Origin of the sequence: Streptomyces lacrimifluminis (assembly GCF_014646095.1) — a bacterium.
GTDB lineage: Bacteria > Actinomycetota > Actinomycetes > Streptomycetales > Streptomycetaceae > Streptomyces > Streptomyces lacrimifluminis.
This window is the reverse complement of sequence record NZ_BMMU01000007.1, coordinates 91,172-116,751: the sequence shown is the minus strand read 5'-3', so window position 1 is coordinate 116,751 and position 25,580 is coordinate 91,172. Positions and strand designations below refer to the sequence as shown.

At 69.5% G+C, this 25,580-nt stretch carries 21 protein-coding genes, 1 pseudogene and 1 riboswitch; of the genes and pseudogenes, 10 read left to right on the top strand and 12 right to left on the bottom strand.

The window, feature by feature from the left end; translation table 11 throughout:
- Positions 1-102 precede the first annotated feature (102 nt).
- Positions 103-384 (top strand): HPr family phosphocarrier protein, encoded by a 282-nt coding sequence (locus tag IEY89_RS13275; protein WP_006379745.1) that lies wholly within the window; start codon positions 103-105, stop codon positions 382-384.
- A 172-nt stretch (positions 385-556) separates the two neighbouring features.
- Here IEY89_RS13275 and IEY89_RS13270 read toward each other — a convergent pair whose 3' ends face one another.
- The 4 genes from IEY89_RS13270 to IEY89_RS13255 form a co-directional block, all read right to left on the bottom strand.
- Positions 557-1,252, bottom strand: coding sequence for a GntR family transcriptional regulator (locus IEY89_RS13270; RefSeq protein ID WP_189147574.1), 696 nt, complete (start codon positions 1,250-1,252; stop codon positions 557-559).
- Positions 1,253-1,440: 188 nt separating this feature from the next.
- A complete protein-coding gene (locus IEY89_RS13265) occupies positions 1,441-2,214 on the bottom strand; it encodes a M23 family metallopeptidase (RefSeq protein WP_189147573.1) in 774 nt (257 codons plus the stop codon).
- Positions 2,215-2,227: 13 nt separating this feature from the next.
- A riboswitch (cyclic di-AMP (ydaO/yuaA leader) is annotated at positions 2,228-2,395 on the bottom strand.
- A 215-nt stretch (positions 2,396-2,610) separates the two neighbouring features.
- Positions 2,611-3,999, bottom strand: a complete 1,389-nt coding sequence (locus IEY89_RS13260; RefSeq protein WP_189147572.1) for a M16 family metallopeptidase — start codon at positions 3,997-3,999, stop codon at positions 2,611-2,613.
- The gene (locus tag IEY89_RS13255) at positions 3,996-5,327 is read right to left on the bottom strand and encodes a M16 family metallopeptidase (protein ID WP_189147720.1); all 1,332 of its coding nucleotides are present in this window, start codon (positions 5,325-5,327) and stop codon (positions 3,996-3,998) included. Before IEY89_RS13255 ends, IEY89_RS13260 begins: the two co-directional genes overlap by 4 nt.
- A 398-nt stretch (positions 5,328-5,725) precedes the next feature.
- Here IEY89_RS13255 and IEY89_RS13250 point away from each other — a divergent pair, with 398 nt between their 5' ends.
- Positions 5,726-8,182 (top strand): DNA gyrase/topoisomerase IV subunit A, encoded by a 2,457-nt coding sequence (locus tag IEY89_RS13250; protein WP_189147571.1) that lies wholly within the window; start codon positions 5,726-5,728, stop codon positions 8,180-8,182.
- Between the two features lies 1 nt (position 8,183).
- Here the strand turns inward: IEY89_RS13250 and IEY89_RS13245 are convergent, their stop codons facing one another.
- Positions 8,184-9,296: a CobW family GTP-binding protein gene (locus tag IEY89_RS13245; RefSeq protein ID WP_189147570.1), complete on the bottom strand. Its 1,113-nt coding sequence runs from the start codon at positions 9,294-9,296 to the stop codon at positions 8,184-8,186.
- Positions 9,297-9,616: 320 nt separating this feature from the next.
- Here IEY89_RS13245 and IEY89_RS13240 point away from each other — a divergent pair, with 320 nt between their 5' ends.
- The gene (locus tag IEY89_RS13240) at positions 9,617-10,168 is read left to right on the top strand and encodes a DUF6082 family protein (protein ID WP_189147569.1); all 552 of its coding nucleotides are present in this window, start codon (positions 9,617-9,619) and stop codon (positions 10,166-10,168) included.
- A 156-nt stretch (positions 10,169-10,324) separates the two neighbouring features.
- Positions 10,325-10,561 carry a hypothetical protein gene (locus IEY89_RS13235; RefSeq protein ID WP_189147568.1) on the top strand — a complete coding sequence of 79 codons (237 nt, stop codon included), beginning with the start codon at positions 10,325-10,327 and terminating at the stop codon, positions 10,559-10,561.
- Between the two features lie 207 nt (positions 10,562-10,768).
- On the opposite strand, the gene IEY89_RS13230 is transcribed toward IEY89_RS13235, so the two are convergent.
- Positions 10,769-11,944, bottom strand: a complete 1,176-nt coding sequence (locus tag IEY89_RS13230) for a citrate synthase/methylcitrate synthase (RefSeq protein ID WP_189147567.1) — start codon at positions 11,942-11,944, stop codon at positions 10,769-10,771.
- A 97-nt stretch (positions 11,945-12,041) separates the two neighbouring features.
- On the opposite strand from IEY89_RS13230, the gene IEY89_RS13225 reads away from it, so the two are divergent.
- The 5 genes from IEY89_RS13225 (at position 12,042) to IEY89_RS13205 (ending at position 17,744) form a co-directional block, all read left to right on the top strand.
- On the top strand, positions 12,042-13,298 hold the full coding sequence (locus IEY89_RS13225) for a citrate synthase family protein (protein WP_189147566.1): 1,257 nt from the start codon (positions 12,042-12,044) through the stop codon (positions 13,296-13,298).
- Positions 13,299-13,371: 73 nt separating this feature from the next.
- Positions 13,372-14,310: a ferredoxin family protein gene (locus IEY89_RS13220; RefSeq protein WP_189147565.1), complete on the top strand. Its 939-nt coding sequence runs from the start codon at positions 13,372-13,374 to the stop codon at positions 14,308-14,310.
- Between the two features lie 144 nt (positions 14,311-14,454).
- Positions 14,455-16,161, top strand: a complete 1,707-nt coding sequence (locus IEY89_RS13215) for an ATP-binding protein (RefSeq protein ID WP_229695200.1) — start codon at positions 14,455-14,457, stop codon at positions 16,159-16,161.
- Positions 16,158-16,838 carry a response regulator gene (locus tag IEY89_RS13210; protein ID WP_189147564.1) on the top strand — a complete coding sequence of 227 codons (681 nt, stop codon included), beginning with the start codon at positions 16,158-16,160 and terminating at the stop codon, positions 16,836-16,838. Before IEY89_RS13215 ends, IEY89_RS13210 begins: the two co-directional genes overlap by 4 nt.
- Positions 16,839-17,051: 213 nt before the next feature.
- The gene (locus IEY89_RS13205; RefSeq protein WP_189147563.1) at positions 17,052-17,744 is read left to right on the top strand and encodes a response regulator; all 693 of its coding nucleotides are present in this window, start codon (positions 17,052-17,054) and stop codon (positions 17,742-17,744) included.
- Positions 17,745-17,792: 48 nt separating this feature from the next.
- Here IEY89_RS13205 and IEY89_RS13200 read toward each other — a convergent pair whose 3' ends face one another.
- The 5 genes and pseudogenes from IEY89_RS13200 to IEY89_RS13180 form a co-directional block, all read right to left on the bottom strand.
- Positions 17,793-19,385, bottom strand: a complete 1,593-nt coding sequence (locus tag IEY89_RS13200; RefSeq protein WP_189147562.1) for a monocarboxylic acid transporter — start codon at positions 19,383-19,385, stop codon at positions 17,793-17,795.
- Positions 19,382-19,948, bottom strand: a complete 567-nt coding sequence (locus IEY89_RS13195) for a DUF485 domain-containing protein (protein ID WP_189147561.1) — start codon at positions 19,946-19,948, stop codon at positions 19,382-19,384. Before IEY89_RS13195 ends, IEY89_RS13200 begins: the two co-directional genes overlap by 4 nt.
- A gap of 69 nt (positions 19,949-20,017) precedes the next feature.
- Positions 20,018-20,134: pseudogene (locus tag IEY89_RS40610) on the bottom strand (LuxR C-terminal-related transcriptional regulator); the annotation flags it as partial.
- Between the two features lie 924 nt (positions 20,135-21,058).
- Positions 21,059-21,334, bottom strand: a complete 276-nt coding sequence (locus IEY89_RS41905) for a hypothetical protein (RefSeq protein ID WP_189147559.1) — start codon at positions 21,332-21,334, stop codon at positions 21,059-21,061.
- A gap of 203 nt (positions 21,335-21,537) precedes the next feature.
- Positions 21,538-23,658 (bottom strand): DNA gyrase/topoisomerase IV subunit B, encoded by a 2,121-nt coding sequence (locus IEY89_RS13180; protein ID WP_189147558.1) that lies wholly within the window; start codon positions 23,656-23,658, stop codon positions 21,538-21,540.
- Positions 23,659-24,108: 450 nt separating this feature from the next.
- On the opposite strand from IEY89_RS13180, the gene IEY89_RS13175 reads away from it, so the two are divergent.
- On the top strand, positions 24,109-24,339 hold the full coding sequence (locus IEY89_RS13175) for a DUF7455 domain-containing protein (RefSeq protein ID WP_055532400.1): 231 nt from the start codon (positions 24,109-24,111) through the stop codon (positions 24,337-24,339).
- Positions 24,340-24,508: 169 nt separating this feature from the next.
- On the opposite strand, the gene IEY89_RS13170 is transcribed toward IEY89_RS13175, so the two are convergent.
- Complete coding sequence (locus tag IEY89_RS13170; protein ID WP_189147557.1) at positions 24,509-25,363, bottom strand: S1 family peptidase; 855 nt, start codon at positions 25,361-25,363, stop codon at positions 24,509-24,511.
- Between the last annotated feature and the right edge of the window lie 217 nt (positions 25,364-25,580).

Genomic DNA, 25,580 nt, shown 5'->3' with positions numbered 1-25,580 from the left:
TTCGAACGCGGTTTTGGGACGGGTTTCGGCCCGCCTCCCGGCACGCTTCACGCTATGGAACAATGGTCTAGACAACCCTGAGACAGTGAAGGGCAGCATCACATGGCTGAGCGCCGCGTCAACGTCGGCTGGGCGGAGGGCCTCCACGCCCGCCCCGCCTCCATCTTCGTCCGTGCGGCCACGGCCGCCGGCGTCCCCATGACGATCGCCAAGGCTGACGGCAACCCCGTCAACGCGGCCTCCATGCTGGCCGTCCTCGGCCTGGGCGCCCAGGGCGGCGAGGAGATCGTCCTCGCCTCCGAGGCGGAGGGCGCCGACGCCGCGCTCGACCGCCTGGCGAAGCTGGTGGCCGAGGGACTCGAGGAACTTCCCGAGACCGTCTGAGGAAGCCCACGGGGTCCTCAATTGACGGTGGCAACAGAAGCCACCGCAAAAGCATCATCCGCACACGACGAAGGGCCCGCCCGAATATCGGGCGGGCCCTTCGTAATTCCCGGTCGCAGGCAGCAGAAATAATCCCCCGCGAATTCAACCCTCTTTGTATACGGCGCTCGTGTTAATGACGGAGGCCCGTCATGTTTACGGGATGTTGCGAAGTCCTCACACGATCCGGCCGGTCCCCGGTGCCCGGAAATCGAAGGCGGTGCACGACGGCCGCCCGCTCGGTGTGCAGCGCCGTGATCGCCCGCGCCCGCTCACCGTCGCCGCGTGCCACCGCGTCCACGATCGCCCCGTGTTCCGCCCAGGAGTCGACGGGACTGGCCGGCGCCTCCACCGCGTACATCCAGGCGATCTTGTGGCGGAGCTGGGTGAGCGTCGAGGTCAGGGCGTGACTTCCGGAGGCCTGGGCGAGCGTCTCGTGGAACCAGCCTCCCAAGGAGCGCAGGTCCTCGCTGTTCCCCCTCCTGGCCCGCTCCTGCCCCAGCCGGACCAGACCCCGCAGCACCTTGAGGTGGGCCTCGGTGCGCCGCTGGGCGGCCCGGGAGGCACCCAGCGGCTCCAGGAGCATGCGCATCTCCAGCAGGTCGGAGGCCTCCTGCTCGGTGGGCTCCGCGACGCACGCGCCCGCGTGCCGCCGGGTCACCACGAAGCCCTCGGCCTCCAGCGTGCGCAGGGCCTCGCGCACGGGGACGCGCGAGACGCCGTACCGGCGGGCGAGCAGTTCCTCGGTGAGCCGGCTGCCGCGCTCGTAGACACCGGCGACGATGTCGTCCCGGATCGCCGTGCATACCGAGTGCGCCGGAATACGCATGTCCGACCTCCGCTTTAATCCCCGTGAAACGTCGACGATTGACGTGTGTTCAGTGACTCTATTGCAGAGAACCGGAATTTCCGACGGCAGGCCGGAATCCATGGATATTTTTTGGACACACAGCCCCCCGAAACGCCGAAAGCCCCGGCTCGATGAGCCGGGGCCACGACAAGTGGTGCGCGGGGTCGTCAGACGTTCACACCGTGCGAGCGGAGGTAGGCGACAGGGCTGATGTCCGAGCCGTACTCCTGGGTGGTGCGCGCCTCGAAGTGGAGATGCGCACCGGTGACGTTGCCAGTGGCTCCGGAGAGGCCTATCTGCTGGCCCGGGGTGACCGTCTGGCCGACGGTGACGTTGATGGACGACAGATGACCATACTGAGTGTATGTGCCATCAATCATCTTGATCACGATGTTGTTGCCGTAGGACCCACCCCAGCCGGCCTCGACGACGATGCCGGAGCCCACGGCCTGGACGGTGGTGCCGGACGCTGCGTGGAAGTCGACGCCGGTGTGGCTGCCGGAGGACCAGACTGCGCCCCCGGCCTTGTAGCCCGTGGAGATGTACGAGCCGGCGATCGGGGCGACATAGCTGGTGAGGCGCTTGCGCTCGGCCTCGCGGGCGGCACGGGCCTTCGCCTCGCGCGCCTCCTTGACCCGCTCCTCCGCCTCCTTCTGCGCGGCGGCCAAGGCCCGCTTCTCGGCGGCGGCCTTCTCGGCGGCCTGTTCCTGGGCGGCGGCCTGCGCGTCGATCTGCTCGGCGAGCGACTCGCCGATGGAGATCACCGGGGTGAGGCCTGTCCGCTCGACGGCGGACTCCGCCGCGAGCGCCGGAGCGGCGAGGGAGCCGACGACGCCGGAGGTCGCGAGGGCGGCGACGCCGGCCGCGCGGACGGTCGTACGGGTGACGAGGCTGGGGCGGCTGGGACGACGGTGCTTCCCGGTGGCGCGGGTGAACGCCATGTGGTGGTGGGTCCTTTCCTTCCTTCTCGCCTACCGGGTTAGCTGACGGGTTCGGAGCAGGAAGGTCTCCTACGAACGCCCTCGCTGCACGCGCGGGCATCCGATTCACCCCAGGGACTGCACATGGTGGGTCCCCGGCTCCCCTGGCTCGCGCCGTACGGGGACTCGGCGATGACTGTCCGGTGCCGCGGCTGCGGCGCAGTGCATGACGGACAGCCGGACAGACGCTAAGCGGGGCGTCTTTCAATCAACAAACCGATCACGGGTTTTGTAGCGCATGCCACAGCGCAGACAGTCCACCTCACCATCAATATGGACAACTTGCGCATCACCATGGACACAGAGGCCCCGGTGACGCTTGCGTCACCGGGGCCTCTCTCGTGTACGCCGGTGCCGCTACTCGGCGGGGACGACGGTCACTTCGCCGATGCCGAGGGCCCGGACGGGCTCCTCGATCGTCGCCGCGTCGCCGACGAGGACCGTCACCAGACGGTCCACCGGGAAGGCGTTCACGGCCGCCGCGGTGGCCTCCACGGTGCCGGTCGCGGCGAGCTGCCGGTACAGCGTCGCCTGGTAGTCGTCGGGCAGGTGCTGCTCGACCTGGTCGGCCAGCGTGCTCGCCACGGCCGCCGCGGTCTCGTACTTGAGCGGCGCGACGCCGACCAGGTTCTGCACCGCGACATCGCGCTCGGCGTCGGTGAGGCCTTCCGCCGCGAGGGTGCGGAGCACCTTCCAGAGGTCCTCCAGGGCAGGACCGGTGTTCGGTGTGTCGAATGAGCCGCTGATGGCGAGCAGCGCGGCGCCGGTGCCGTCCGGAGCCGAGCGCAGGACCTGGCCGAACGCCCGCACACCGTAGGTGTAGCCCTTCTCCTCTCGCAGGACACGGTCCAGGCGGGAGGTGAGGGTGCCGCCCAGGCAGTACGTGCCGAGGACCTGGGCGGCCCAGACACGGTCGTGCCGGTCGGCGCCGATACGGCCGATGAGCAGCTGGGTCTGCACGGCGCCCGGGCGGTCCACGATGACGACCCGGCCGGTGTCGTCGGCGCTCACCGGCGGCACCGGCCGCGGCTCGGCCGAGGAGCCCGTCCAGGCTCCCAGAGTGTCACCGAGCAGCGCGTCCAGGTCGACGCCGGTGAGGTCGCCGACGACCACGGCGGTGGCCGTGGCGGGCCGGACGTGCTTCTCGTAGAAGGCGCGTACGGCAGCCGCGTCGATCTTCGCGACGGTCTCCTCGGTGCCCTGGCGCGGACGTGACATGCGCGAGGCCGCCGGGAACAGCTCCTTGTACAGCTGCTTGGCGGAGCGACGGGCCGGGTTGGCCGTCTCGTGCGGGATCTCGTCGAGCCGGTTGCGCACCAGCCGCTCGATCTCGCTGTCCGAGAACGCGGGCGCCCTGAGGGCGTCGGCCAGCAGACCGAGCGCCTTGGGGAGCCGCGACACGGGGACTTCGAGGCTGAGGCGCACACACGGGTGGTCGGCGTGCGCGTCGAGGGTGGCGCCGCAGCGCTCCAGCTCGGCGGCGAACTCCTCCGCGGAGTGCTTGTCGGTGCCCTCGGAGAAGGCCCTGGCCATGATCGTGGCCACTCCGTCGAGACCGGCGGGCTCGGCCTCCAGGGGGGCGTCGACGAGTACCTCGACGGCGACGACCTGCTGGCCGGGGCGGTGGCAGCGCAGAACGGTCAGACCGTTGCCGAGCGTGCCGCGACCGGGCGCCGGAAAGGCCCAGGGCCTGGCCTCGCCCGCCTGGGGCTGGGGGTGGAACTCCATCGTGGCGAGCTCGGTCACTTGGCCGCCTCCTCGTCGGTGTCGGTGTCGGCGGTCAGGGGCTCGTAGACGAGCACCGCGCGGTTGTCGGGTCGCAGCCGGTCCTTGGCGGCCTGCTGGACCTCCTCGGCCGTCACGTCGAGCACGCGCTGCACGGCGGTCAGCGCGAGCTGCGGGTCGCCGAACAGCACCGCGAAGCGGCACAGTTCGTCGGCGCGGCCCGCGACCGTACCGAGCCGGTCCAGCCACTCGCGCTCCAACTGGGCCTGGGCGCGCTCCATTTCCTCGGCCGTGGGGCCCTCCGTGGCGAACCGGGCGAGTTCTTCGTCGACGGCGGCCTCGATGACCGGTACCTCGACGTCCGCTGAGGTCTTCACGTCCAGCCACCCCAGGGAGGGCGCTCCGGCCAGCCGCAGCAGGCCGAACCCGGCCGCGACCGCCGTACGGTCCCGGCGTACGAGCCGGTTGTAGAGGCGGGAGGACTCACCGCCGCCGAGGACGGTGAGCGCCAGGTCGGCCGCGTCGCACGCACGCGTGCCGTCCTCCGGGAGCCGGTAGGCGGCCATCAACGCGCGCGCGGGGACCTCCTCCACGACGACCTCGCGCAGTTCCTCACCGATGACGTCGGGGAGCGCGCCGGAGCGCGGCGCGGGCTTGCCGTCGTGCCCGGCGATGGATCCGAAGTACTTCTCGACCCAGGCGAGGGTCTCCTCGGGGTCGATGTCCCCGACGACCGAGAGGACGGCGTTGTTGGGCGCGTAGTACGTGCGGAAGAACGCGCGCGCGTCCTCCAGCGTCGCCGCGTCCAGGTCGGCCATCGAGCCGATCGGGGTGTGGTGGTAGGGATGGCCCGCCGGGTAGGCGAGGGCGGTCAGCTTCTCGAACGCCGTGCCGTAGGGGACGTTGTCGTAGCGCTGCCGTCGCTCGTTCTTGACGACGTCCCGCTGGTTCTCCATGGACTCGTCGTCGAGGGCCGCGAGCAGCGAGCCCATGCGGTCGGCCTCCAGCCAGAGGGCGAGCTCCAGTTGGTGGGTGGGCATGGTCTCGAAGTAGTTGGTGCGCTCGAAGCTGGTGGTGCCGTTGAGCGAGCCGCCCGCGCCCTGGACCAGTTCGAAGTGACCGTTGCCCTTCACCTGGCCCGAACCCTGGAACATCAGGTGCTCGAAGAGGTGAGCCAGGCCGGTGCGGCCCTTGACCTCGTGGCGCGACCCGACGTCGTACCAGAGGCACACCGCTGCGACCGGGGTCAGGTGGTCCTCGGAGAGCACCACGCGCAGCCCGTTGGCGAGGCGGTGCTCGGTCGCTGTCAGGCCGCCGGAGCCTGCCTCGGCTGTGGCCGTGTGACCCATGGGCATGTACGTCCCTTCGATCGCGGATGCGGTTGTTGCAACCGCTGTTTTCCTGCCGGTCCTGCCACTGTATGCAAGCGTGTGGAGTGCTGGCGAAGTTCCCGGCGGACGTACGCCGACAGCGAGATTCCTCGGGTTCCAGGCGGTACGTTTCAGCATCGGCCGCCATCGCCCAACACCGCCGCAGGGACGGGCCTTGGTCCGCGTTGTCAGTGCGGCAGTCCACAATGGTCCGCGTCAGATCCCGTTCATGTCTCAGCAAGAGTGAGCCGCAGGGGCGCGTCGGTGTCGAGAGGGCGAGCACGCGGAGGCCCGCAGGGCTGAGCACGATCGGGCTCTCGACACCGACACAAGCACCCCGTAGGCGAACGACCAGGAATCAGAAGGAGCCGGCAGCGATGGCCCGCCGCACCACGAAGACCCCGCCGCCCGATGACTTCGAGGAGCGGATCCTCGACATCGACGTCGTCGACGAGATGCAGGGCTCCTTCCTCGAGTACGCGTACTCGGTCATCTACTCCCGAGCCCTGCCCGACGCCCGCGACGGCCTCAAACCCGTACACCGTCGCATCGTGTACCAGATGAACGAGATGGGCCTGCGCCCCGACCGCGGCTATGTGAAGTGCGCCCGCGTCGTCGGCGAGGTCATGGGTAAGCTGCACCCGCACGGCGACTCGTCGATCTACGACGCCCTGGTGCGTCTCGCCCAGCCGTTCTCCATGCGCGTGCCGCTGGTCGACGGCCACGGCAACTTCGGTTCGCTGGGCAACGACGACCCGCCGGCCGCCATGCGTTACACCGAGGCCCGCATGGCCGACGCGACGTCCCTGATGACGGAGTCGATCGAAGAGGACACGGTCGATTTCGCCCCCAACTACGACGGCCAGGAGCAGGAACCGGTGGCGCTGCCCGCCGCCTTCCCGAACCTGCTGGTGAACGGCGCGTCGGGTATCGCCGTCGGTATGGCCACCAACATGCCTCCGCACAACCTCGGCGAGGTCATCTCGGCCGCCCGCCACCTCATCCGCTACCCGGCCGCCGACCTCGACACCCTGATGCGGCACGTGCCGGGCCCCGACCTGCCCACCGGTGGCCGGATCGTCGGTCTCGCCGGGATCAGGGACGCGTACGAGACGGGCCGCGGCACGTTCAAGATCCGCGCCACGGTGTCGGTGGAGAACGTGACGGCCCGTCGCATGGGCCTGGTCGTCACCGAACTGCCGTTCACCGTCGGCCCGGAGAAGGTGATCGCCAAGATCAAGGACCTGGTCGGCGCGAAGAAGCTCCAGGGCATCGCCGACGTCAAGGACCTCACCGACCGCAGCCACGGCCTGCGCCTGGTCATCGAGGTCAAGAACGGCTTCGTGCCGGAGGCCGTCCTGGAGCAGCTCTACAAGCTGACGCCGATGGAGGAGTCCTTCGGCATCAACAACGTGGCACTGGTGGACGGCCAGCCCCTGACCCTGGGCCTCAAGGAGCTCCTGGAGGTCTATCTCGACCACCGCTTCGAGGTCGTGCGGCGTCGCTCGGAGTTCCGCCGCAGCAAGCGCCGCGACCGGCTGCACCTGGTCGAGGGCCTGCTCACCGCGCTGGTGGACATCGACGAGGTCATCCGGCTGATCCGCTCCAGCGACAACTCCGCGCAGGCGAAGGAACGCCTGATGGAGCGCTTCTCCCTCTCGGAGATCCAGACCCAGTACATCCTGGACACCCCGCTGCGCCGGCTGACCCGGTTCGACCGCATCGAGCTGGAGTCCGAGAAGGAGCGGCTGGCCGCGGAGATCGCGGAGCTGACCCGGATCCTGGAGTCGGACGCGGAACTCCGCAAGCTGGTCTCGAACGAACTGGCCGCGGTGGCCAAGAAGTTCGGCACCGAGCGCCGCACGGTTCTGCTGGAGTCGGCCGGCGCCGCCCCCGCGGCCGGTGTCCCGCTCCAGGTGGCCGACGACCCGTGCCGGGTCCTGCTCTCCTCGACGGACCTGCTGGCGCGTACGGCGAACGGTGAGCCGTTCCCGGCGGACGAGGACGGCAGACGCGCGAAGCACGACCTGATCGTCTCCGCGGTCCCGGCGACGGCGCGGGGCGAGGTGGGCGCGGTGACGTCGGCCGGCCGCCTGCTGCGTATCAACGTCATCGATCTCCCCCGGCTCCCCGACACGACGGCGGCGCCCAACCTCTCGGGCGGTGCCCCGCTGTCGGAGTTCCTCTCCCTGGAGGACGGCGAGATGGTGGTCTGCCTGACGACGCTGGACGAGTCGTCCCCGGGGCTCGCGATCGGCACGGAGCAGGGCGTCGTCAAGCGTGTGGTCCCCGACTATCCGTCCAACAAGGGGGAGTTGGAGGTCATCACGCTCAGGGACGGCGACCGGATCGTCGGCGCGGCGGAGCTGCGCACCGGCGAGGAGGACCTGGTCTTCATCACGGACGACGCCCAGTTGCTGCGCTTCCAGGCCGCGCATGTCCGCCCCCAGGGCCGCCCGGCCGGCGGTATGGCCGGCATCAAGCTCACGGACGGCGCCAAGGTGATCTCGTTCACGGCGGTGGATCCGGCGGTGGACGCGGTCGTCTTCACGGTCGCCGGCTCGCGGGGCACGCTGGACGACTCCGTCCAGACGACCGCGAAGCTGACCCCCTTCGACCAGTACCCGCGCAAGGGTCGCGCCACCGGCGGCGTCCGCTGCCAGCGGTTCCTGAAGGGCGAGGACTGTCTGTCCCTGGCCTGGGCGGGCCCGGCACCGGCACGAGCGTCCCAGAAGAACGGCACCCCGGCCGAACTCCCGGAGATGGACCCGCGCCGCGACGGCTCGGGCGTGTCGTTGCCGAAGACGGTGGGTGTGGTGACGGGTCCGGTGTAGTTCAGCCGACCTCGTCGGAGCCCTCCGGGCCCTGCTCCTGTACGTACCTCAGGACGCCCCACATGCTGTGCTCGTCGGCGTGTGGGGCGTCGTCCATACATGCCTCCAAGTCCTTGCCGAGGGCGGGCAGCCGGATGCCGGACCCGATGAGGACGAGTCGGCTGAGCCGCTCCTCGCCGTCGCTCCAGGGCTCGGGATAGAACCGCAGGAACCGCCCGACGGCATGCACGGCGTACCGGTTGCCCGGGTCGTGCGGTCCGAAGTCGACGTACCCCTTGATGCGGTAGAGCCCTTCGGGCCGGCTGTCGAGGAAGTCCATCAGCCGACGCGGATGGAGGGGGGTCGAGGAGCTGAAGGAGAGACTGTCGTAGGCGGCGTGCAGATGCCCGGAATGGTCTCCCGCGCCGTCCTCATGACCGTCTTCGCCCTCCCCGCGCTCGTCCGCTCCATGGTCGTGCAGGTCATCGAAGGACAACTGTCCGATACGTTCCTCCGGCGGCCGGCAGTCGAAGAGCAGCTCCGGGTCGACGCGCCCGTAGTCGGCGGGGACGACAGCCGCACGGTCGACCAGCCCGTGGACGGTCCCCAGAACTTTCTCCCCACCGTCGGCTACCCGCCCGACCTTGTTCACGACGACGAGATCGGCGAGGGCGAGATGCCGGTCGATCTCGGGGTGCTTCATCCGGGTGTCGTCGAACTCGACGGCGTCGACCACCTCGACCAGCCCCCCGTACACGACTCGGGGATTGTCACTGGCGAGCACCATCCGAACGAGTTCCTGCGGCTCGGCGAGCCCACTGGCCTCGATGACGATGACGTCGATCCGGGACGAGGGTTGAGTGAGTCGATCAAGATAGACATCGAGTTCGCTCGCATCAACAGCGCAGCACAGACATCCGTTGCCCAGCGACACCGTGGAGTCGCCCAGCGCCCCCGCGACGGCCATGGCGTCGATCTCGATGGCCCCGAAGTCATTGACGATGGCCCCGATACGGCTGCCTCCGCTGCGGTGGAGGAGGTGGTTGAGGAGGGTGGTCTTGCCGGAACCGAGGAAGCCGGCGAGGACGATGACGGGGATCTGCCGAGGGTTCTGGCTCGGACCCGGCTGACTCAATCTGCGACCTCTCTCACGCCGACGCGCACACCGGCTCACGGCCCCGCGCGCGTACGAGGAACGAATGCCGCCCCAGGATACGAGCCGGAGGACGTGTCGCCGGGTGAACGATTGTCAGCAGTCGGTGCGGGGCACACGTTGGGCATGGCGCCGGACTGTGCGACCCTCGCTTCCTTCCGTGCGCCTCCTCTCCGCCTCCCCCGCCGATCAGAGCCACTCGGCACTCTGGAGGTGGCAAGCGCCGCCCAACGCTCGCCGGTCCCCCTCCGTCGACCCGCACTACGACGACCGGCGGACTGCCGCCTGATTCGGGGGTTGACATGGCCACAGAGAAGTACTCGGCGGGGAGGCTGGGCTCCACCGCGCTCACCCTCCTGCTCACCGCCGCTTCGGTGACGCTGGCGGCGCGACAGCGTCGCCTGGAGGAAGCCCGTCTGCATGAGAGGCGCCTGGAGCTCGAGGAGTTGGCGATCCGGCGCAAGACTCTCGCGCACCAGCAGCGCATGCAGTGGGAGTTGCTGGCCAGGGCGATCGACGATCCGTCCCTCGCCGCGGTGATCGACACCTACGACAAGAACATCCCTGCAGAGAAGCGCCGCCAGTTCTTCTACGCAAACGCCTGGTATGTCCACCTTTACCACCTGTACAAAGCGGGAATTCTGGATCGGGAGGAGTTGTACAGGCACCTGCGCGAGTTCTTCCAAAGCCCGCTGTTCCGCGAGTACTGGGAGGCCTCCAAGAAACAGCGTGCGTCCCTGAACGAGTCGTCCGACGAGGCCCGGATCGGGCAGATGGTCGACAACCTCGTCATAGACCTCGACGACGCGGACACGGACGAGTGGTGGGTGGCGGGCACCCCTCCTACCGACTGACGGCTCGCCCGCACCAGCGAGCCTGTCAACCTCGCAGAGCCAAGGACCCCGACGGAGGGAATTTTGTGCATGCCGCCACGAAAGCAACACGAACACCAGTAGCCTGCTGGCGCACCTCTGTACTCCAGACCTTTTGTTTCGTAAGGACCGAATTCCTTGAAGATCGTGCGCCGCATCGGTGTGCCGCCGAGTGCCCGAGGCAGTAACTCAGGAGCTACCTGCCCGGACGTGTTCGAACTCAGTGACGGCAATTTCGCCGTCATCGGCACCGAGGCCACCGAGGCGCTGGACGGCGAACTGCCCGCCGACGCCGCTCGTGCCGACTACGAACGCATCGTCATCGTGAGCCGGGAGACCTTGATCCGCGCCAAGGCGGATATTCCCGACGCCTGACATCACCGCACGAGCACGCGTTCACCCAAGACGCGTCCGTCACCCGCCCGGCCTCACTCCACCGTTGAGGGATCAGGGCACCTAGACGACGAGCAGTCCGGCACCCCGTCCCTGTTCGATCGACCCCGATGAGGCCTGGCGCCAGAACGGCACCAGGCCACAGGTGTGTCAGGCCACTTTTGGAAGCCGAGTGCCTTCGAGACGCCGTCAGACCATCAACGGCACCGCCACCGGAGGCACAGGCCCCACGTATCGCGCCGCCGGTCGGATGATCTTCGAGTCCTCCGCCTGTTCCAGGATGTTGGCGCTCCAGCCCACCACACGGGCCGCCGCGAAGGTCGGTGTGAACATCTCGCGCGGCAGGCCGCACAGTTCCATGACCACGCCCGCGTAGAACTCGACGTTCGTGTGCAGTTCGCGGCCCGGCTTCAGTTCGGCCAAGATCGCCTCCACCCGTCGTTCGACCTCTACCGCCAGATCGACCAACGGACCGCCGAACTGTTCGGCGATGCCCCGGAGCATGCGGGAGCGGGGATCCTCGGTGCGGTAGACCGGGTGACCGAAGCCCATGATGCGGTCACCGGCGAGAACACGTTCGCGGATCCAGGAGTCGATGCGGTCCGGCGTGCCGATCGCGTCCAGCGTGTCCAGCGCTCGGCTCGGGGCGCCGCCGTGCAGCGGACCCGACAGGGCTCCCACCGCTCCCACGAGGCACGCGGCCACGTCCGCCCCTGTCGACGCGATGACCCGCGCCGTAAAGGTTGATGCATTGAAGCCATGATCAATGGTTGAGATCAAGTATTGCTCGATCGCCCTGGCGTGCAGCGGTTCCGGCTCCGACCCCGTCAACATGTACAGGTAGTTGGCCGCATAAGGGAGGTCGTCCCGCGGCTCCACCGGGTCGAGGCCCCGACCCAGCCGATGCAGCGCCGTCAGTACGGTCGGCACGGCCGCCGAGGCGACCAGGGAGTCCGCGCGCCGACCCTCCGCGTCGATGTCGTACACGGGACGGAAGCCCTTCGCCGCACCGAGCAGCGACAGCGCGGTGCGCATGCCGGCCAGCGGTCCGGACCGGCCGCTCGCCGCCGCGATCGCCGGAAGCGCCGCCCCTACCTCGTCGGGCAGCCGCCGCAGCGCCGCCGTACGCGCGGTGAAGGCGGCGAGACGGCCCGCCTCAGGCAGCTCACCGTGGACCAGGAGGTGCCATACATCTTCGAAACCGCGGGTCCGAGCGAGTTCGACGGCGGAGTACTGGCGGTAGTGGTAAAAGCCCTCGCGTCCCCTGACGTCACCAATTCGGGTGTCGGTGACGACGACGCCCGCGAGCCCTCGCGGTACGTCGACAACGGTGGTTGCGGCTGTCGCGGCCCGGTTGTTCGGCATGTTTCCTCCCTGAACTTGATTCGACTGTCCATGATTGACTGAAACGATGTCAATATTGATTGAGTCAACATTCAGTCCATACGGATACGGTGAGCCCATGCACGATCAGGAACCCGCCCCCGACCACACCAGCCGTCGGCTGAGCACCAAGGAGACCGCCGAGCTGCTCGGCGTGAAGCCCGAGACCGTGTACGCGTACGTGAGCCGCGGTCAGCTCAGCAGCCGACGCGACCCCGGGGGCCGGGGCAGCACCTTCGACGCCATGGAGGTGGAGGCGCTCGCCCGCCGCAACAAGCGGGAGAGCGGCGGGAGTTCGGCCTCGGGCGGCGAACTGTCCGTACGGACCCGGCTCACCCTCATCGACAAGGACCGGTACTACTTCCGGGGCGTCGACGCCGCCGAGCTGGCCGCGCGCCACTCCTACGAAGAAGTCGCCGAATGGCTGTGGACTGGGACCCTGCGCCCCGGAGCCACCTTCACGGCGCCCAGTGCCTCCGTCGCTGCCGCCCGCCGCTCCGTCAACGCGCTGCCGGAGCACAGCGACCCGGTCGACCGGCTCCGGGTGGCGGCGATCGCCGCGGCAGCGGTCGATCCGCTCCGCTTCGACCTCTCCGAGGACACCGTCCTGGGCACCGCTCGTACCCTCATCCCCACCCTCGTGGCCGCTCTGCCGTCACGCGCTCCCGGCCACCGCGACGAGGGTCCACTGGCCCAGCGCCTCTGGGGCCGGCTCACCGTGCGGATCGCCGACGAGGCGTCACTGCGCGCCCTGGACACGGCACTCGGCCTCCTCGTCGACCACGACCTGGCCGCCTCGACCCTCGCCGTACGGGTCGCCGCGTCCGCCCGCGCCCACCCCTACGCGGCCGTCTCGGCCGGGCTCGGAGTCCTCGAAGGCCCCCTCCACGGCGCCGCCAGCGGCCTGGCGCACCGGATGCTGCTCGACGTGCTCGACGAGGGAGACGCGGCTCCCGTGGTCGCGGACGAACTGCGCGCGGGCCGCCGCGTCCCCGGGCTCGGCCACCGGCTCTACCCCGGAGAGGATCCACGCGCGCGTGCCCTGTTCACCCTCCTCGACGAGATGCCGCACGCCGCGCCCGCCCTCGCCGCGGCCCGGGACGTCGTGACGACCACCGCCCGTCACACCCCTCTGCACGCCAACGTGGACCTTGCCCTGGCCGCGTTCACCGTCGCCTGCGGCATGGGAGCGTCTGCGGGCGAGACGATCTTCGCCGTCGCCCGTACGGCGGGCTGGATCGCACACGCCCTGGAGGAGTACGGCGAGCGCCCGCTACGGATGCGCCCGTCGGGAACCTACGTGGGCGAGCGCCCTCCGCAACCACTCCCGAAGTAGCCGACAGCCCCGGAACCACCCGTTCCGCGCGGCCGGAAGTCGCCTCGCCCCAAGTCAGGTTAGGCTCACCTCTGTGAGTAGGTGCGCAACCGTCTCCCGGGACCTCGACGAGCCCATCGCGGGTACCGCGGCGACCGCGAGGACGTGGCTGCTGCTGGAGCAGTCGGGCCCCTGGGGTGCCCAGGCGCTCACCATGAGCCACCTGGACCCCGCACTCGGCCACGCCCTGGAGAAGGCTGCGGAGGGTACCGGCGTACGGATCGCGCTGATCCGGCGCCCCGGCCGCCACGCCGACTTCGGCACACCCGCGGTCCGGCAGGTGTACGCGGCCCACACCACACCGGGGAACGTCTGGCTGCACAGCGCCACGACCCGCGCCCCCGAGCAGTTGCTCGACCTCGACTTCGTCTCACTCGGCCAGGGCACCCCGCAGACCTTCGACGCCGCGCTCCAGGGGCGGCCCCACACCGGGGACCCCCTCGCGCTCGTCTGCACCAACGGCAAGCGCGACCGCTGTTGCGCGTTGCTCGGCCGCCCTCTCGCCGCCGAACTGGCCGCCTCCGGGGTCGAGGGCGCCTGGGAGGTCACGCACCTCGGCGGACACCGCTTCTCGCCGACGCTGCTCGTCCTGCCGTACGGATACGCGTACGGCCGTGCCCAGGCCCCGCACGTGAAGGAAGTCCTCCAGGGCGTGCGCGAAGGGCGCGTCGTCGTGGAGGGCTGTCGCGGCGGCTCCGCCTGGGAGCGGCCCGGACAGGCCGCGGAACTGGCCGTCCGCTCGGCGGTGCGCGAGTACGCGGTGGACACGGTGAGCGTCGTACGGACGGACGGCTCGGCCCCGCACTGGGAGGTGACCGTCGCGCACGCGGACGGACGCCGGTGGAGTGTCGCGGTGGCCCAGGGCGCCTCGCAGCCACCTCGCCCGGAGAGCTGCGGATCGGCGTTGGGTTCGCCGGCCCGGATGGACGTGGTGGCGGTGCGCGAACTGGAGTCCACGGCTCCGGCGCGCTGACCGCACGGCGCTGTCCCGTACGGCCCGCGGTCCACCCGTCAAGCACTCCGTACATGCCTACACACGCCTGTACATGCATTGATCAAGGAATCCACGTCACACCCCACTACGGCACGGGCCACTCATCCCCGTACCGTCATGGGTATGAGCCCCACTCCCCCTGGACGCCGCCTGCGCCTCGGTCTGCCGCGGCGGATGTTCTCGCAGGTGCTGCTGATGCAGGTGGCGATCGCCGCGGGAGTCGCGGTGCTCGCGACCGGGCTGTTCCTCGCGCCGCTCAGCGATCAGCTGGACGACCAGGCGATGCGCCGGGCACTGGCGATCGCGCAGACCACCGCGGCCCAGCCGCAGATCGCCGCGGATCTGCAGGGGAGCCGGCCGTCGGTCGACGGGCCGGTGCAGGCCGAGGCGGAGCGGATCCGGAAGGCCAGCGGGGCCGAGTACGTCGTGGTGATGGACATGCGAGGCGTGCGCTGGTCGCACACGGATCCGAAGGAGATCGGCCGGGTCGTCTCCACCGACCCCCGCCAGGCTCTGGCGGGCAAGGAGGTCATGGAGATCGACAGCGGCACCCTGGGCCGCTCGGCCCGTGGCAAGGTACCGCTGCGCGACACCGGCGGCAGGGTCGTCGGCGCGGTCTCGGTCGGCATCGAGTACGACAGCGTGCGCGCCCGGTTGTTCCACGCGATTCCGGGGTTGCTGGCCTACGCGGGTGGCGCCATGGCCGTCGGTACCCTCGCAGCCTGGCTGATCTCCCGGCGAGTGCAGCGGCAGACCCGGGACCTGGCCTTCTCGGACATCGCGGCACTGCTGGCGGAGCGTGAGGCCGTACTGCACGGCATCCGCGAGGGTGTCGTCGCCCTGGATCGCGCGGGCCGCGTCCGGCTCCTCAACGACGAGGCACAGCGCCTGCTGGGCATCGGCGAGGAAGCTGTCGGCCGCTCCCTGGACGAGGCGCTCGGTGCCGGACGTACGACCGATGTACTGGCCGGACGCGTTACCGGAACCGACCTGCTCACCGTGCGCGGCCAGCGTGTCCTGGTCGCCAACCGCATGCCAACCGACGACGGGGGCGCCGTCGCCACCCTGCGCGACCGCACCGAGCTGGAGCAGCTCGGCCGCGAACTCGACTCCACGCACGGTCTGCTCGACGCCCTGCGCGCCCAGGACCACGAACACGCCAACCGCATGCACACGCTTCTGGGGCTGCTCGAACTGGAGATGTACGAAGACGCCGCGGAGTTCATCGGCGAGGTAGTGGGCGACCACCGGGCCACCGCGGAGCAGGTCGCCGAGAAGATCCGCGATCCGCTGCTCGCCGCGCTGCTGGTCGGCAAGGCCACCGTGGCGGCGGAGCGCGGTGTCGCCCTGTGGGTCTCGGACCGGACCCTGCTCCCGGACCGGCTGATCGATCCCAGGGGACTGGTCACCGTCGTCGGCAATCTGGTCGACAACGCGCTGGACGCCGTCGCCGGCACGGCGCACGCGCGCGTGGAGGTCGAACTGCGCGCGGAGGGCCGGACCGCGGTCCTCAGGGTGCGCGACACGGGGCCCGGAATCCCGGCGGAACAGCGCGAGTTGATCTTCACGGAGGGGTGGTCCACGAAGAAGCCCCCGGCACACGGCAAGCGTGGCATCGGGCTGCCCCTGGTACGCCGGCTCGCGGAGCGGCAGGGCGGCAGCGCGCGCGTGGACGAGGCCGAGGGCGGGGGCGCGGAGTTCAGCGTCGTACTGCCGGAGGCACTCGCGGAGCCGACACCGGCGCCGGAGCGCGTGAGTGTCCCGGAGACGGCACCGCCCCCGGCCACCACTACGGCCACCGGCGCCGCCGCACAGGAGGAGTCGAGATGATCGAGGTCCTGGTCGTGGACGACGACACCCGGGTGGCGCGCGTCAACGCCGCCTATGTGGAGAAGGTGCCCGGCTTCCATGTCGCGGGAGCGGCGCACAGCGCGGCCGAGGCGCTGCGGCAGTTGGAGGCGCTGCCGCACCTCGACCTCGTCCTCATGGACCACTACCTGCCCGACGGCACGGGCCTCTCGGTCGTCCAGGAGATGCGACGGCGCGGCCACGAGACCGACGTGATCATGGTGACGGCGGCCAGGGACGTGTCGACCGTACAGGCGGCGATGCGACAGGGAGCACTGCAGTATCTGGTCAAGCCGTTCGCCTTCGCGGGGCTGCGCGCCAAGCTGGAGGCGTACGCGGAGCTGCGTCGCACCCTCGACGGCGGCGGCGAGGCCGAACAGGCCGAGGTGGACCGGATCTTCGGCGCCCTGTCCTCCGGGCCCGAGCCCGAACTGCCCAAGGGGCACTCCCCCACCACCGCGGAACTCATGCGCCGAACCCTGGTGAACGCCGAAGGCCCACTGTCGGCTCAGGAGATCGCCGAACGGACCGGGGTGAGCCGTCAGACCGCCCAGCGCTATCTGAAGCTGCTGGAGCGCACGGGACGGGCCAGGCTGACCCTCAAGTACGGTGACGCGGGCCGCCCGGAACACCGCTATGTGTGGGCGACCCGCCCCTGAGAGCGAGCACGACGCAGTTGTGAAGATCTTGCTCGCGCCCCGCTGTTCGATGGCGGGAGACATGGCGCATGCCACAACATCGGACTTCGGGGCGCAAGGCGTTCTTCTGCTTGCGAAAATCTGTTCTGCTCGTTCCGCGCGCCGAAGCCGCGGAGCCGCAACACGGATTCACCGCACGGGCTTGCCGCTCGTCGGCCCCGAGGGAGAGGCCCGATGATTGACGTCCTGGTAGTGGACGACGACCTCCGTGTCGCAGAGATCAACGCCAGGTATGTGGGCAGGGTTCCCGGATTCCGGGTCGCCGCCCGCGCGCACACCGCCGCCCAAGCCCTGGCCGCCGTGCAGCAGGGCACCATCGACCTGGTCCTGCTCGACCACTACCTGCCCGACCAGACGGGGCTCGAACTCGTTCACCGCATGCGGGAACAGGGCCACTGCACCGATGTCATCATGATCACGGCGGCTAGCGACGTGGTGACCGTACAGACCGCGATGCGCCTGGGCGCCCTGCACTACCTGGTCAAGCCGTTCACCTTCGCCGCGCTGCGCACCCGCCTGGACTCCTATGCCGTCCTGCGCCGCACCGTCGACCACGTCGAGGACCGGAGCCACGCCGGCCAGGAGCAGGTCGACCAGATCTTCGGTGCCCTGCGCACCTCGCCCTCCGCGTCGTCCCCCGGCCTGCCGAGCGGCCACTCGGAACCGACCACGGACCTCATCTGCGGCGTGCTTCACCGCGCCGGCCACCCGCTCTCGGCTCACGAGGTGGCCGTCGAGACAGGCCTGAGCCGCTCCACGGCCCAGCGCTACCTCCGTCATCTGGAACAGGAGGGCCGCCTCCGCCTCTCCCTCAAGTACGGCGACACGGGCCGCCCCGAACACCGGTACGCATGGGTGGCCCCCTGAGCCAGTCCCCTGCCCGTCAAGGCCCTACGGCGGTGAAATCGTCGCCCGTCACACGGCACCCGCCCCCGTGAGCGACCGCACCTCGGTCTCCGCGTGCTTGGCCTCGTCCGGCTCCTCGGCCGAGGTCACCGTGCCGAGCCAGCCGGCGAGGAATCCCAACGGGATCGAGACGAGGCCCGGGTTCTGCAACGGGAAGTACTGGAAGTCCACCCCCGGGAACAGCGATTCGGGGCTCCCCGACACCACGGGCGACAGCAGTACGAGAACCACTGACGGAATCAGCCCCCCGTACACCGACCACACAGCCCCCCTGGTCGTGAAGCCGCCCCAGAACAGCGAGTAGAGCAGCACCGGCAGATTCGCGGACGCCGCGACAGCGAAGGCCAGGCCCACCAGGAAGGCGACATTGAGGTCTCGGGCCAGCAGGCCGAGGGCGATCGCGACCACTCCGATGCCGACGGCGGCGGTACGGGCCACGGCCACCTCGCTGCGCGGCTTGGCGCGCGGGCGCCGCAGTGACGCGTACAGGTCGTGGGCCACGGACGCCGAGGACGCGAGGGTGATGCCCGCGACCACCGCGAGAATCGTTGCGAAGGCGATGGCCGCGACGATCGCGAACAGAACCGTTCCGCCTGTGGAGTCCGCTCCGCCGCCCAGGTCGAGGGCCAGCAGCGGGACCGCCGTGTTCCCGGCCGCGTTCGACCCGCGGACGGCCTGCGGTCCGACGATCGCCGCCGCGCCGAAGCCGAGGACGATCGTCATGAGGTAGAAGCCACCGATGAGCCCGATCGACCAGACGACCGACCGGCGCGCGGCCCGAGCGGTCGGCACGGTGTAGAAGCGGGAGAGGATGTGCGGCAGCCCGGCCGTACCCAGTACGAGGGCGAGCCCCAGGCTGATGAAGTCGAAGCGCGAGGTCAAGTCGCCGCCGTACCTCAGCCCGGGGGCGAGGAACGCGTCACCGTGACCACTGCGCTCGGCCGCCGTGCGCAGCAGTTGGTCGAAGTCGCCGTGGAACCGCACCAGCACCAGCACGGTCAGTGTGATCGCCCCGCCCATCAGCAGGACAGCCTTGACGATCTGGATCCACGTAGTGGCCCGCATCCCTCCCAACGACACATAGATCACCATGAGCGCGCCGACCGCGATCACCGTCCAGGACTGCGCCGCCTCGCTCGTCCCGCCCAGCAGCAGCGCGACCAGGCTGCCCGCCCCCACCATTTGCGCCACCAAATACAGAACGGACACGGTGACCGAGGAAGTTCCCGCAGCGATCCGCACCGGCCGCTCCCGCATCCGCGACGCGACGACATCGGCCAGTGTGAACCGCCCGCAGTTGCGCACCAGTTCGGCGACCAGGAACAGCACGACGAGCCAGGCCACCAGGAAGCCGACCGAGTACAGCAGGCCGTCGTAGCCGAAGAGCGCGATGAGGCCGGAGATGCCGAGGAAGGAAGCGGCAGACATGTAGTCGCCCGCGATGGCAAAACCATTCTCCATCGGGGAGAAGAGCCGACCACCCGCGTAGAACTCCTCCGCCGAGCCCTGTCGGTGTCGGCTCACCCACGTGGTGATGGCCAGGGTGACGGCCACGAACGCGCTGAACAGCACCAGCGCCAGCATCTGATGGTTGCCGGTCACGATCCACCGCCTCTGAGGCCACGCGTCAGTTCCTGGGTGTCCCAGCGCAGATCGAGCGCGGCCCGGTCCCTGCGCAGCCGTGCGTGCCGCGCGTACGCCCAGGTGAACAGGAACGTCGTGAGGAACTGTCCGAGTCCCGCCAGCATCGCCACGTTCACCGCCCCCACCACGGGACGGGCCATGAATCCGGGCGCCGTGGTCGCGGTCACCACGTAACCCACGTACCAGGAGAAGAAGATGGCGACACCGGGGATCACGAACCTCCGGTACCGACTGCGCACCTCCTGGAATGCAGCGCTGCGCTGTACCTCCAGGTAGACGTCGGCCGCGCCACCACCCCGGCTCTCCTGCTGCCGGCGCGCGGGCGGGACGACGGGGGCGGGCGCACCCGTGCCGTCCAACTCGCCCCAGCCAGAGGCGAGCGCGTCGTACCAGGGATCGTCGAACCGCGGGTCCCCGCCCACCCCCGTGTGCGTCGGGACGGTGTCACGACCTTCGGGGGTCTCGGCCGAACTCTCAGGGCCGCCCCCGCGTCTGTTGGGGCGACCGGTGCTTGACTGCATGCCCAAGGATGGACAGATCGGGAAGATCCCCGACTCTTCTTCTCCACAGTCTTCACCCCATTAGGTGATTCACCCCGTGGGAGACCGCACCATTCCCCTCCCGAAGGCGTAACGCACCGCCTGCGCACGGTCCTTGATCCCCGTCTTGGCGAAGAGGTTGTTGATGTGGGTCTTCACGGTCGCCACCGCCCGTTCGGGTATCCGGTCCCGGTCGGCGCCCCGCTCGATCAGCAGGCGGGGCCGCCTCCAGGTGCACCAGCTGCGCCGAGAGGCTGTGCGCCAGTACGTCGTCGATCTCCCGCGCTGTCCGGGCGCGCTCCGCGAGCGCCGCCGACTCCGCTTCGGCGGCCCGTGCGGCTCGCTCCTGAGCGAGGAGCAGTTGGGCGTTGCCACGTGCCTCGGCGTCGAGCCGCAGGACGTATCCGGCGAGTGCGAGTGCAAGTGCGAGACCGATGCTGGTGACGGTTGTGGTGAGCAAGGGATCGTCGTTGACCAGTGCGTACGAGCAGAGGGCCACGATGCTCATGGGCAGAGCGGCTGGCATGGGCTTTCTTTCCGGGGCCGTGATCGCCCACCCGCACCACAGGACGAAAGCCGGCACCCGGAGGTCCGCGGTCTGGCCCGCGACAGCGAGGCCCTGAAGCAGCAGCAGGAGGGCAAGAGAGGGCAACAGGCGGTGCTGGAACGTTGTCCGGTAGAGCGCCCGGGCGAGCAGCGCGGCGAACAGCACTTCCCCGACGGCCGGAGCCGAGTCCCAGCCCCGGGGCGGGTTGCTGCTGACCGCTCCCCGCAGCAGCATGCCGAAAACCAGCATCCGGGTGGCCCGGGCGAGCCGACGGCGGTTGCCTGAGATTCCCCCGCGGCTGAGCGCTGCCGGTGGACCGAGGGCGTGGACGCCGGAGGAAGCGGCTCCGAGTGCGGGGATGCCCGGCGCAGGGACTCGTCCGCCAGTGCAGGATTCCGGCGCGGACCAGGAGGGCCGCCGCGAGGGCGAAGAGAAGGGCCGAGGTGTCGTGGTGGACTCCGAGCGCCGCACCCAGAGCGAGGAAATCGACGCGGAGGCCGATCCCGATGATCCACACGGTGGCGCTCGCCCTTGGTGCTCCGGCCCTACACCACACCGTCCGCCTCCGCCCAGACGCGGGTCGTCCAGGCCCAGCCGGCTCCGGTGACGAGGCCGATGAGCAGTTCGACCGCGAGCAGGATGATCGACTCCTCGCGGTGGTGGATGTCGACGGGTCCGGGCTCTCGCAGCGCCACCACGGTCAGGATCGCGGGCACGGCCCACCAGCGCCGGTCCGCGTCCATGCGACGTGTGCGGAACTGTCGTACGACCACCAGGATGACGACGGCGACGATCAGCAAGGCATCAGCGAGCCCGGGCATCAGGCCTCGGTGGCGAAGAAGGAGCGGGTGTCGGCAGCGGGTGCTGTCGACGCCTTCGCCGCTACGGAAATCGGCAGGTCACAGAATCGGACCAGGGGTGGGTCATGGGCGGATTCGCAACGGGGGGGAGGTCCACCCCGGGGTGGAGAGATGGTGCCGGGCCAGCGCGTGGAAGCGCTGCCCCGGCACCGAAACCCGGACGATTACGCGTCGATGCGCGACCTGTCCAGCGTTGCCGCCGAGCTGGAGATGAACTCCTTGCGAGGAGCGACGTCGTTGCCCATCAGAAGATCGAAGACCTGTTCGGCGGAGTCCAGGTCGGACAGGTTGATCCGGCGCAGGGTGCGGTGGCGCGGGTCCATAGTGGTCTCGGCCAGCTGGTCGGCGTCCATCTCGCCGAGGCCCTTGTAACGCTGGATCGAGTCCTTGAAGCGGACGCCCTTGCTCTGGAACTCCAGAAGCTTCTCGCGCAGCTCACGGTCCGAGTACGTGTAGACGTACTTGTCCTGGCCCTTCTTCGGCTGGATGAGCTCGATGCGATGCAGCGGCGGCACCGCGGCGAACACCCGGCCCGCTTCGACCATGGGCCGCATGTAGCGGTGGAACAGGGTGAGAAGCAGGGTGCGGATGTGGGAACCGTCGACGTCGGCATCGGTCATCATGATGATCTTGCCGTAGCGGGCCGCGTCGATATCGAACGTACGGCCTGATCCGGCCCCTATGACCTGGATGATCGCGCCGCACTCGGCGTTCTTCAGCATGTCGGTCACGGACGACTTCTGGACGTTGAGGATCTTGCCGCGGATCGGCAGCAGTGCCTGGAACTCCGAGTTCCGGGCGAGCTTGGCCGTACCGAGCGCGGAGTCGCCCTCGACGATGAAGAGCTCGCTGCGGTCGACGTCGTCGCTGCGGCAGTCGGCGAGCTTGGCGGGCAGGGAGGAGGATTCCAGTGCGGTCTTGCGGCGCTGCGCGTCCTTGTGCTGACGGGCCGCGATGCGCGTACGCGCCGCAGCCACAGCCTTCTCCATGACCACACGGGCCTGCGCGGCGGCATCCCGCTTGGTGGAGGTCAGGAACGCCTTGAGTTCCTTGCTGATCACGGTGTTGACAATGCGGCGGGCGGCCGAGGTGCCGAGGATCTCCTTGGTCTGCCCCTCGAACTGCGGCTCGGCGAGACGCACGGTGACGACCGCGGTGAGGCCCTCCAGGGCGTCGTCCTTGACGATGTCGTCCTCGGCCACGCGCAGCAGCTTCTTGGTGCGCAGCACCTCGTTCATCGTCTTCGCGACGGCCTGTTCGAATCCCGCCATATGGGTGCCGCCCTTGGGCGTGGCGATGATGTTCACGAACGACTTGAGGGTCACGTCGTAACCCGTCCCCCAGCGCAGCGCCACGTCGACACCCAGCTCGCGGGTGACCTCGGTGGGGGTCATCTGCCCGTGGTCGTCGAGGACCGGGACCGTCTCCTTGAAGGATCCCTGCCCGGAGAAGCGGAGGACGTCGCAGACCGGCTTGTCGGTGGCCAGGTACTCGCAGAACTCGCTGATGCCTCCGTCGAAGCGGAAGGACTCCTCGCCCTTGCTGCCGCCCTCGCCGAGCCCTACCTCGTCACGGACGACGATGGTGAGGCCCGGCACCAGGAACGCGGTCTGCCGAGCACGCTGATGGAGGTTCTCCAGGGAGAGCTTGGCGTCCTTGAGGAAGATCTGGCGGTCGGCCCAGTACCGCACTCGCGTACCGGTGCGGGTCTTGGGGATCCGCTTGGTCTTGCGCAGGCCGCCCATCTCGAACGTGGCGTCCGGGCCCACGTCGGAGAAGGAGCCGGGCACGCCCCGTCGGAAGCTGATCGCATGGACGCTCCCCCCGCGGTCGACCTCGACGTCCAGGCGCGCCGAGAGCGCGTTCACCACGGACGCGCCCACCCCGTGCAGGCCACCGGAGGCTGCGTACGAGCCGCCGCCGAACTTCCCGCCGGCGTGCAGCTTGGTCATGACGACCTCGACACCGGAGAGGCCGGTTTTGGGCTCGACGTCCACAGGGATGCCGCGGCCGTTGTCCCGCACCTCGACGGAGCCGTCGTCGTGCAGGATGACGTCGATGTGGTCGCAGTAGCCCCCGAGAGCCTCGTCCACGGAGTTGTCGATGATCTCCCAGAGACAGTGCATCAGGCCACGGCTGTCGGTGGACCCGATGTACATGCCCGGGCGCTTTCGCACGGCCTCGAGCCCTTCGAGGACGAGCAGGTGCCGCGCGGTGTAGTTGGAACCGTCCCGGTCTGCTCCTGCCAGCAGCGCTGTGGACGGCACGGACGTATCGGCGGTCACGCGGTTCGCTCCTCGCTGAATTTCAATTGGCGCCCTGATGGGTAAGGGCGTGGCTTCGGTCGCCGCTCAGAGGGTACCGAGGCCTGGTAGAGCCGATGTAACACCACCCTCGGCGAAACTCACACTAATCCAGAGTCGCATGCTTGTTCGATCCCTCGATGGAGTGAAGTACATATCACGTTCCCTTCCAGGCATGAACCATTTAGGCTCCGGGCACGTCCTCATGAACAACCGGCAACCCAGCCGGAGGACCCACACCCCCTACAGACGACAGACAGCGCGAACCCGTACAGACACATAGACACGCAATACGGCACATTCGCCGCCAACCGGAATCAGACAGCCGCCTCGAAAAGATTTTTTCAAGGAAGGGCCACGAGCGGGAACGTTTTCGGCCTGGTTGGATGTTGACCCTGGTACGACAGCTCGTCGAGCTAGAGAAGAGGCGACGTGACTACTGTTCTGACCCCCGCGAGCCCGCTGACGGCCGCTGATCGCTGCGACCGCTGCGGCGCCCAGGCATACCTTCGCGTTGTCTTGGCGAGCGGCGGAGAACTGCTCTTCTGCGCCCACCACGGTCGCAAGTTCGAGCCGGAACTCAAGAAGATCGCCGCTGAGATACAGGACGAGACGGAGCGACTGACGACCGTTCCGGCCAGCTCCAACGAAGAGGAACGCTGATACTGCGCGTCGACGACGAGCCAGCCCCGGCACAGGTCGGTTGATTCGGGCGGCCACTCCTATCCCAGGAGTGGCCGCCCGCTTCACTCAAGCCGCTCAGCGGCCATCAGGCGCCCATCACGTCGGGGCACAACTCCAGAAGCCCCCTCAGGTCGCCACCCACACGCCCTCAGCCGTCGCTCCCGGCAGCGACGGCGGAACCCCACCCCAACGTCCGTACGGCGTCCGAGACGCGCGTGTAGACGCCCGGACTGCCGGGCCGTCCACAGCCGCTCCCCCAGGACACGAGCCCGACCAGTCGGCCCTGAGCGATCAGCGGCCCTCCGCTGTCCCCTTGGCAGGCGTCCGGCCCCCCTGCGGCCTCGCCGGCACACAGCATGCTGTCGGCCCGGTACTTTCCGTCGGCGCTGCCCGGGTAGGTCCGCTCACAGAGCGCGTCGGACAGCACCTGCACCCGTGCGGCCCGCAGACTGCGCGCGTAGTCGCCGCCTCCCGTGATGTCGCCCCAGCCGTAGACCGTGGCACTCGTACCGGGCTGGTAGGCCGGGTCGCCTGCAGCCGCCATCCCGATGACCGAGCCCTCCGGAAGCGCCTCGGCGAGGATGAGCACGGCGAAGTCCCCGGCGTTGCTGATCTTGTCGTAGCCCGGATTGACCCAGGTGTCGCGTACGGCGATCTCCTTGCCCTGGGCCGACGTCAGGTCCGTACGTCCGGTGATGACCTTCAAGTCCCTTGCACGGTTGGGGGGTGTCCCCAAGACGTCTGCGCCCATGCAGTGAGCCGCGGTCAGTACGGTGGTCCGGCCGACGGCCACGCCACCGCAGAACTGCCCGGCGCGCGTACCCCCGAACCGGTCACGGCTGGACAGCGCCACCGTCCACGGACCCTCGGACACATCGACAGGGAACCCACCGACGACCACGCCGTCGGCAGCCACGGGGGCGGCGGACGCCAGCGGTATCACGGCCGCCGCGGTCGCCAGGGCCAGCGACCGGGACAGGGCCCGGACAAAGGGATGGCGCATGCGTGCTCCTCACTCTGGGGTGATCACGAGAAACCCAGAGTGATCCAAGAGGCTCCGCCCCGCACGCTCGCGCCACGAACGAGGGACGCCGCGGAGGGGAGCACCTCGCTCCGCACGCGCCCGGCCGCACTCCGCGTACGCCGGTGCGACGACCCGCGCCCGCTCAGCACGAAGGCCCGGCTTCCCCTGCGGGAGGCCGGGCCTTCGGTGTCGTACG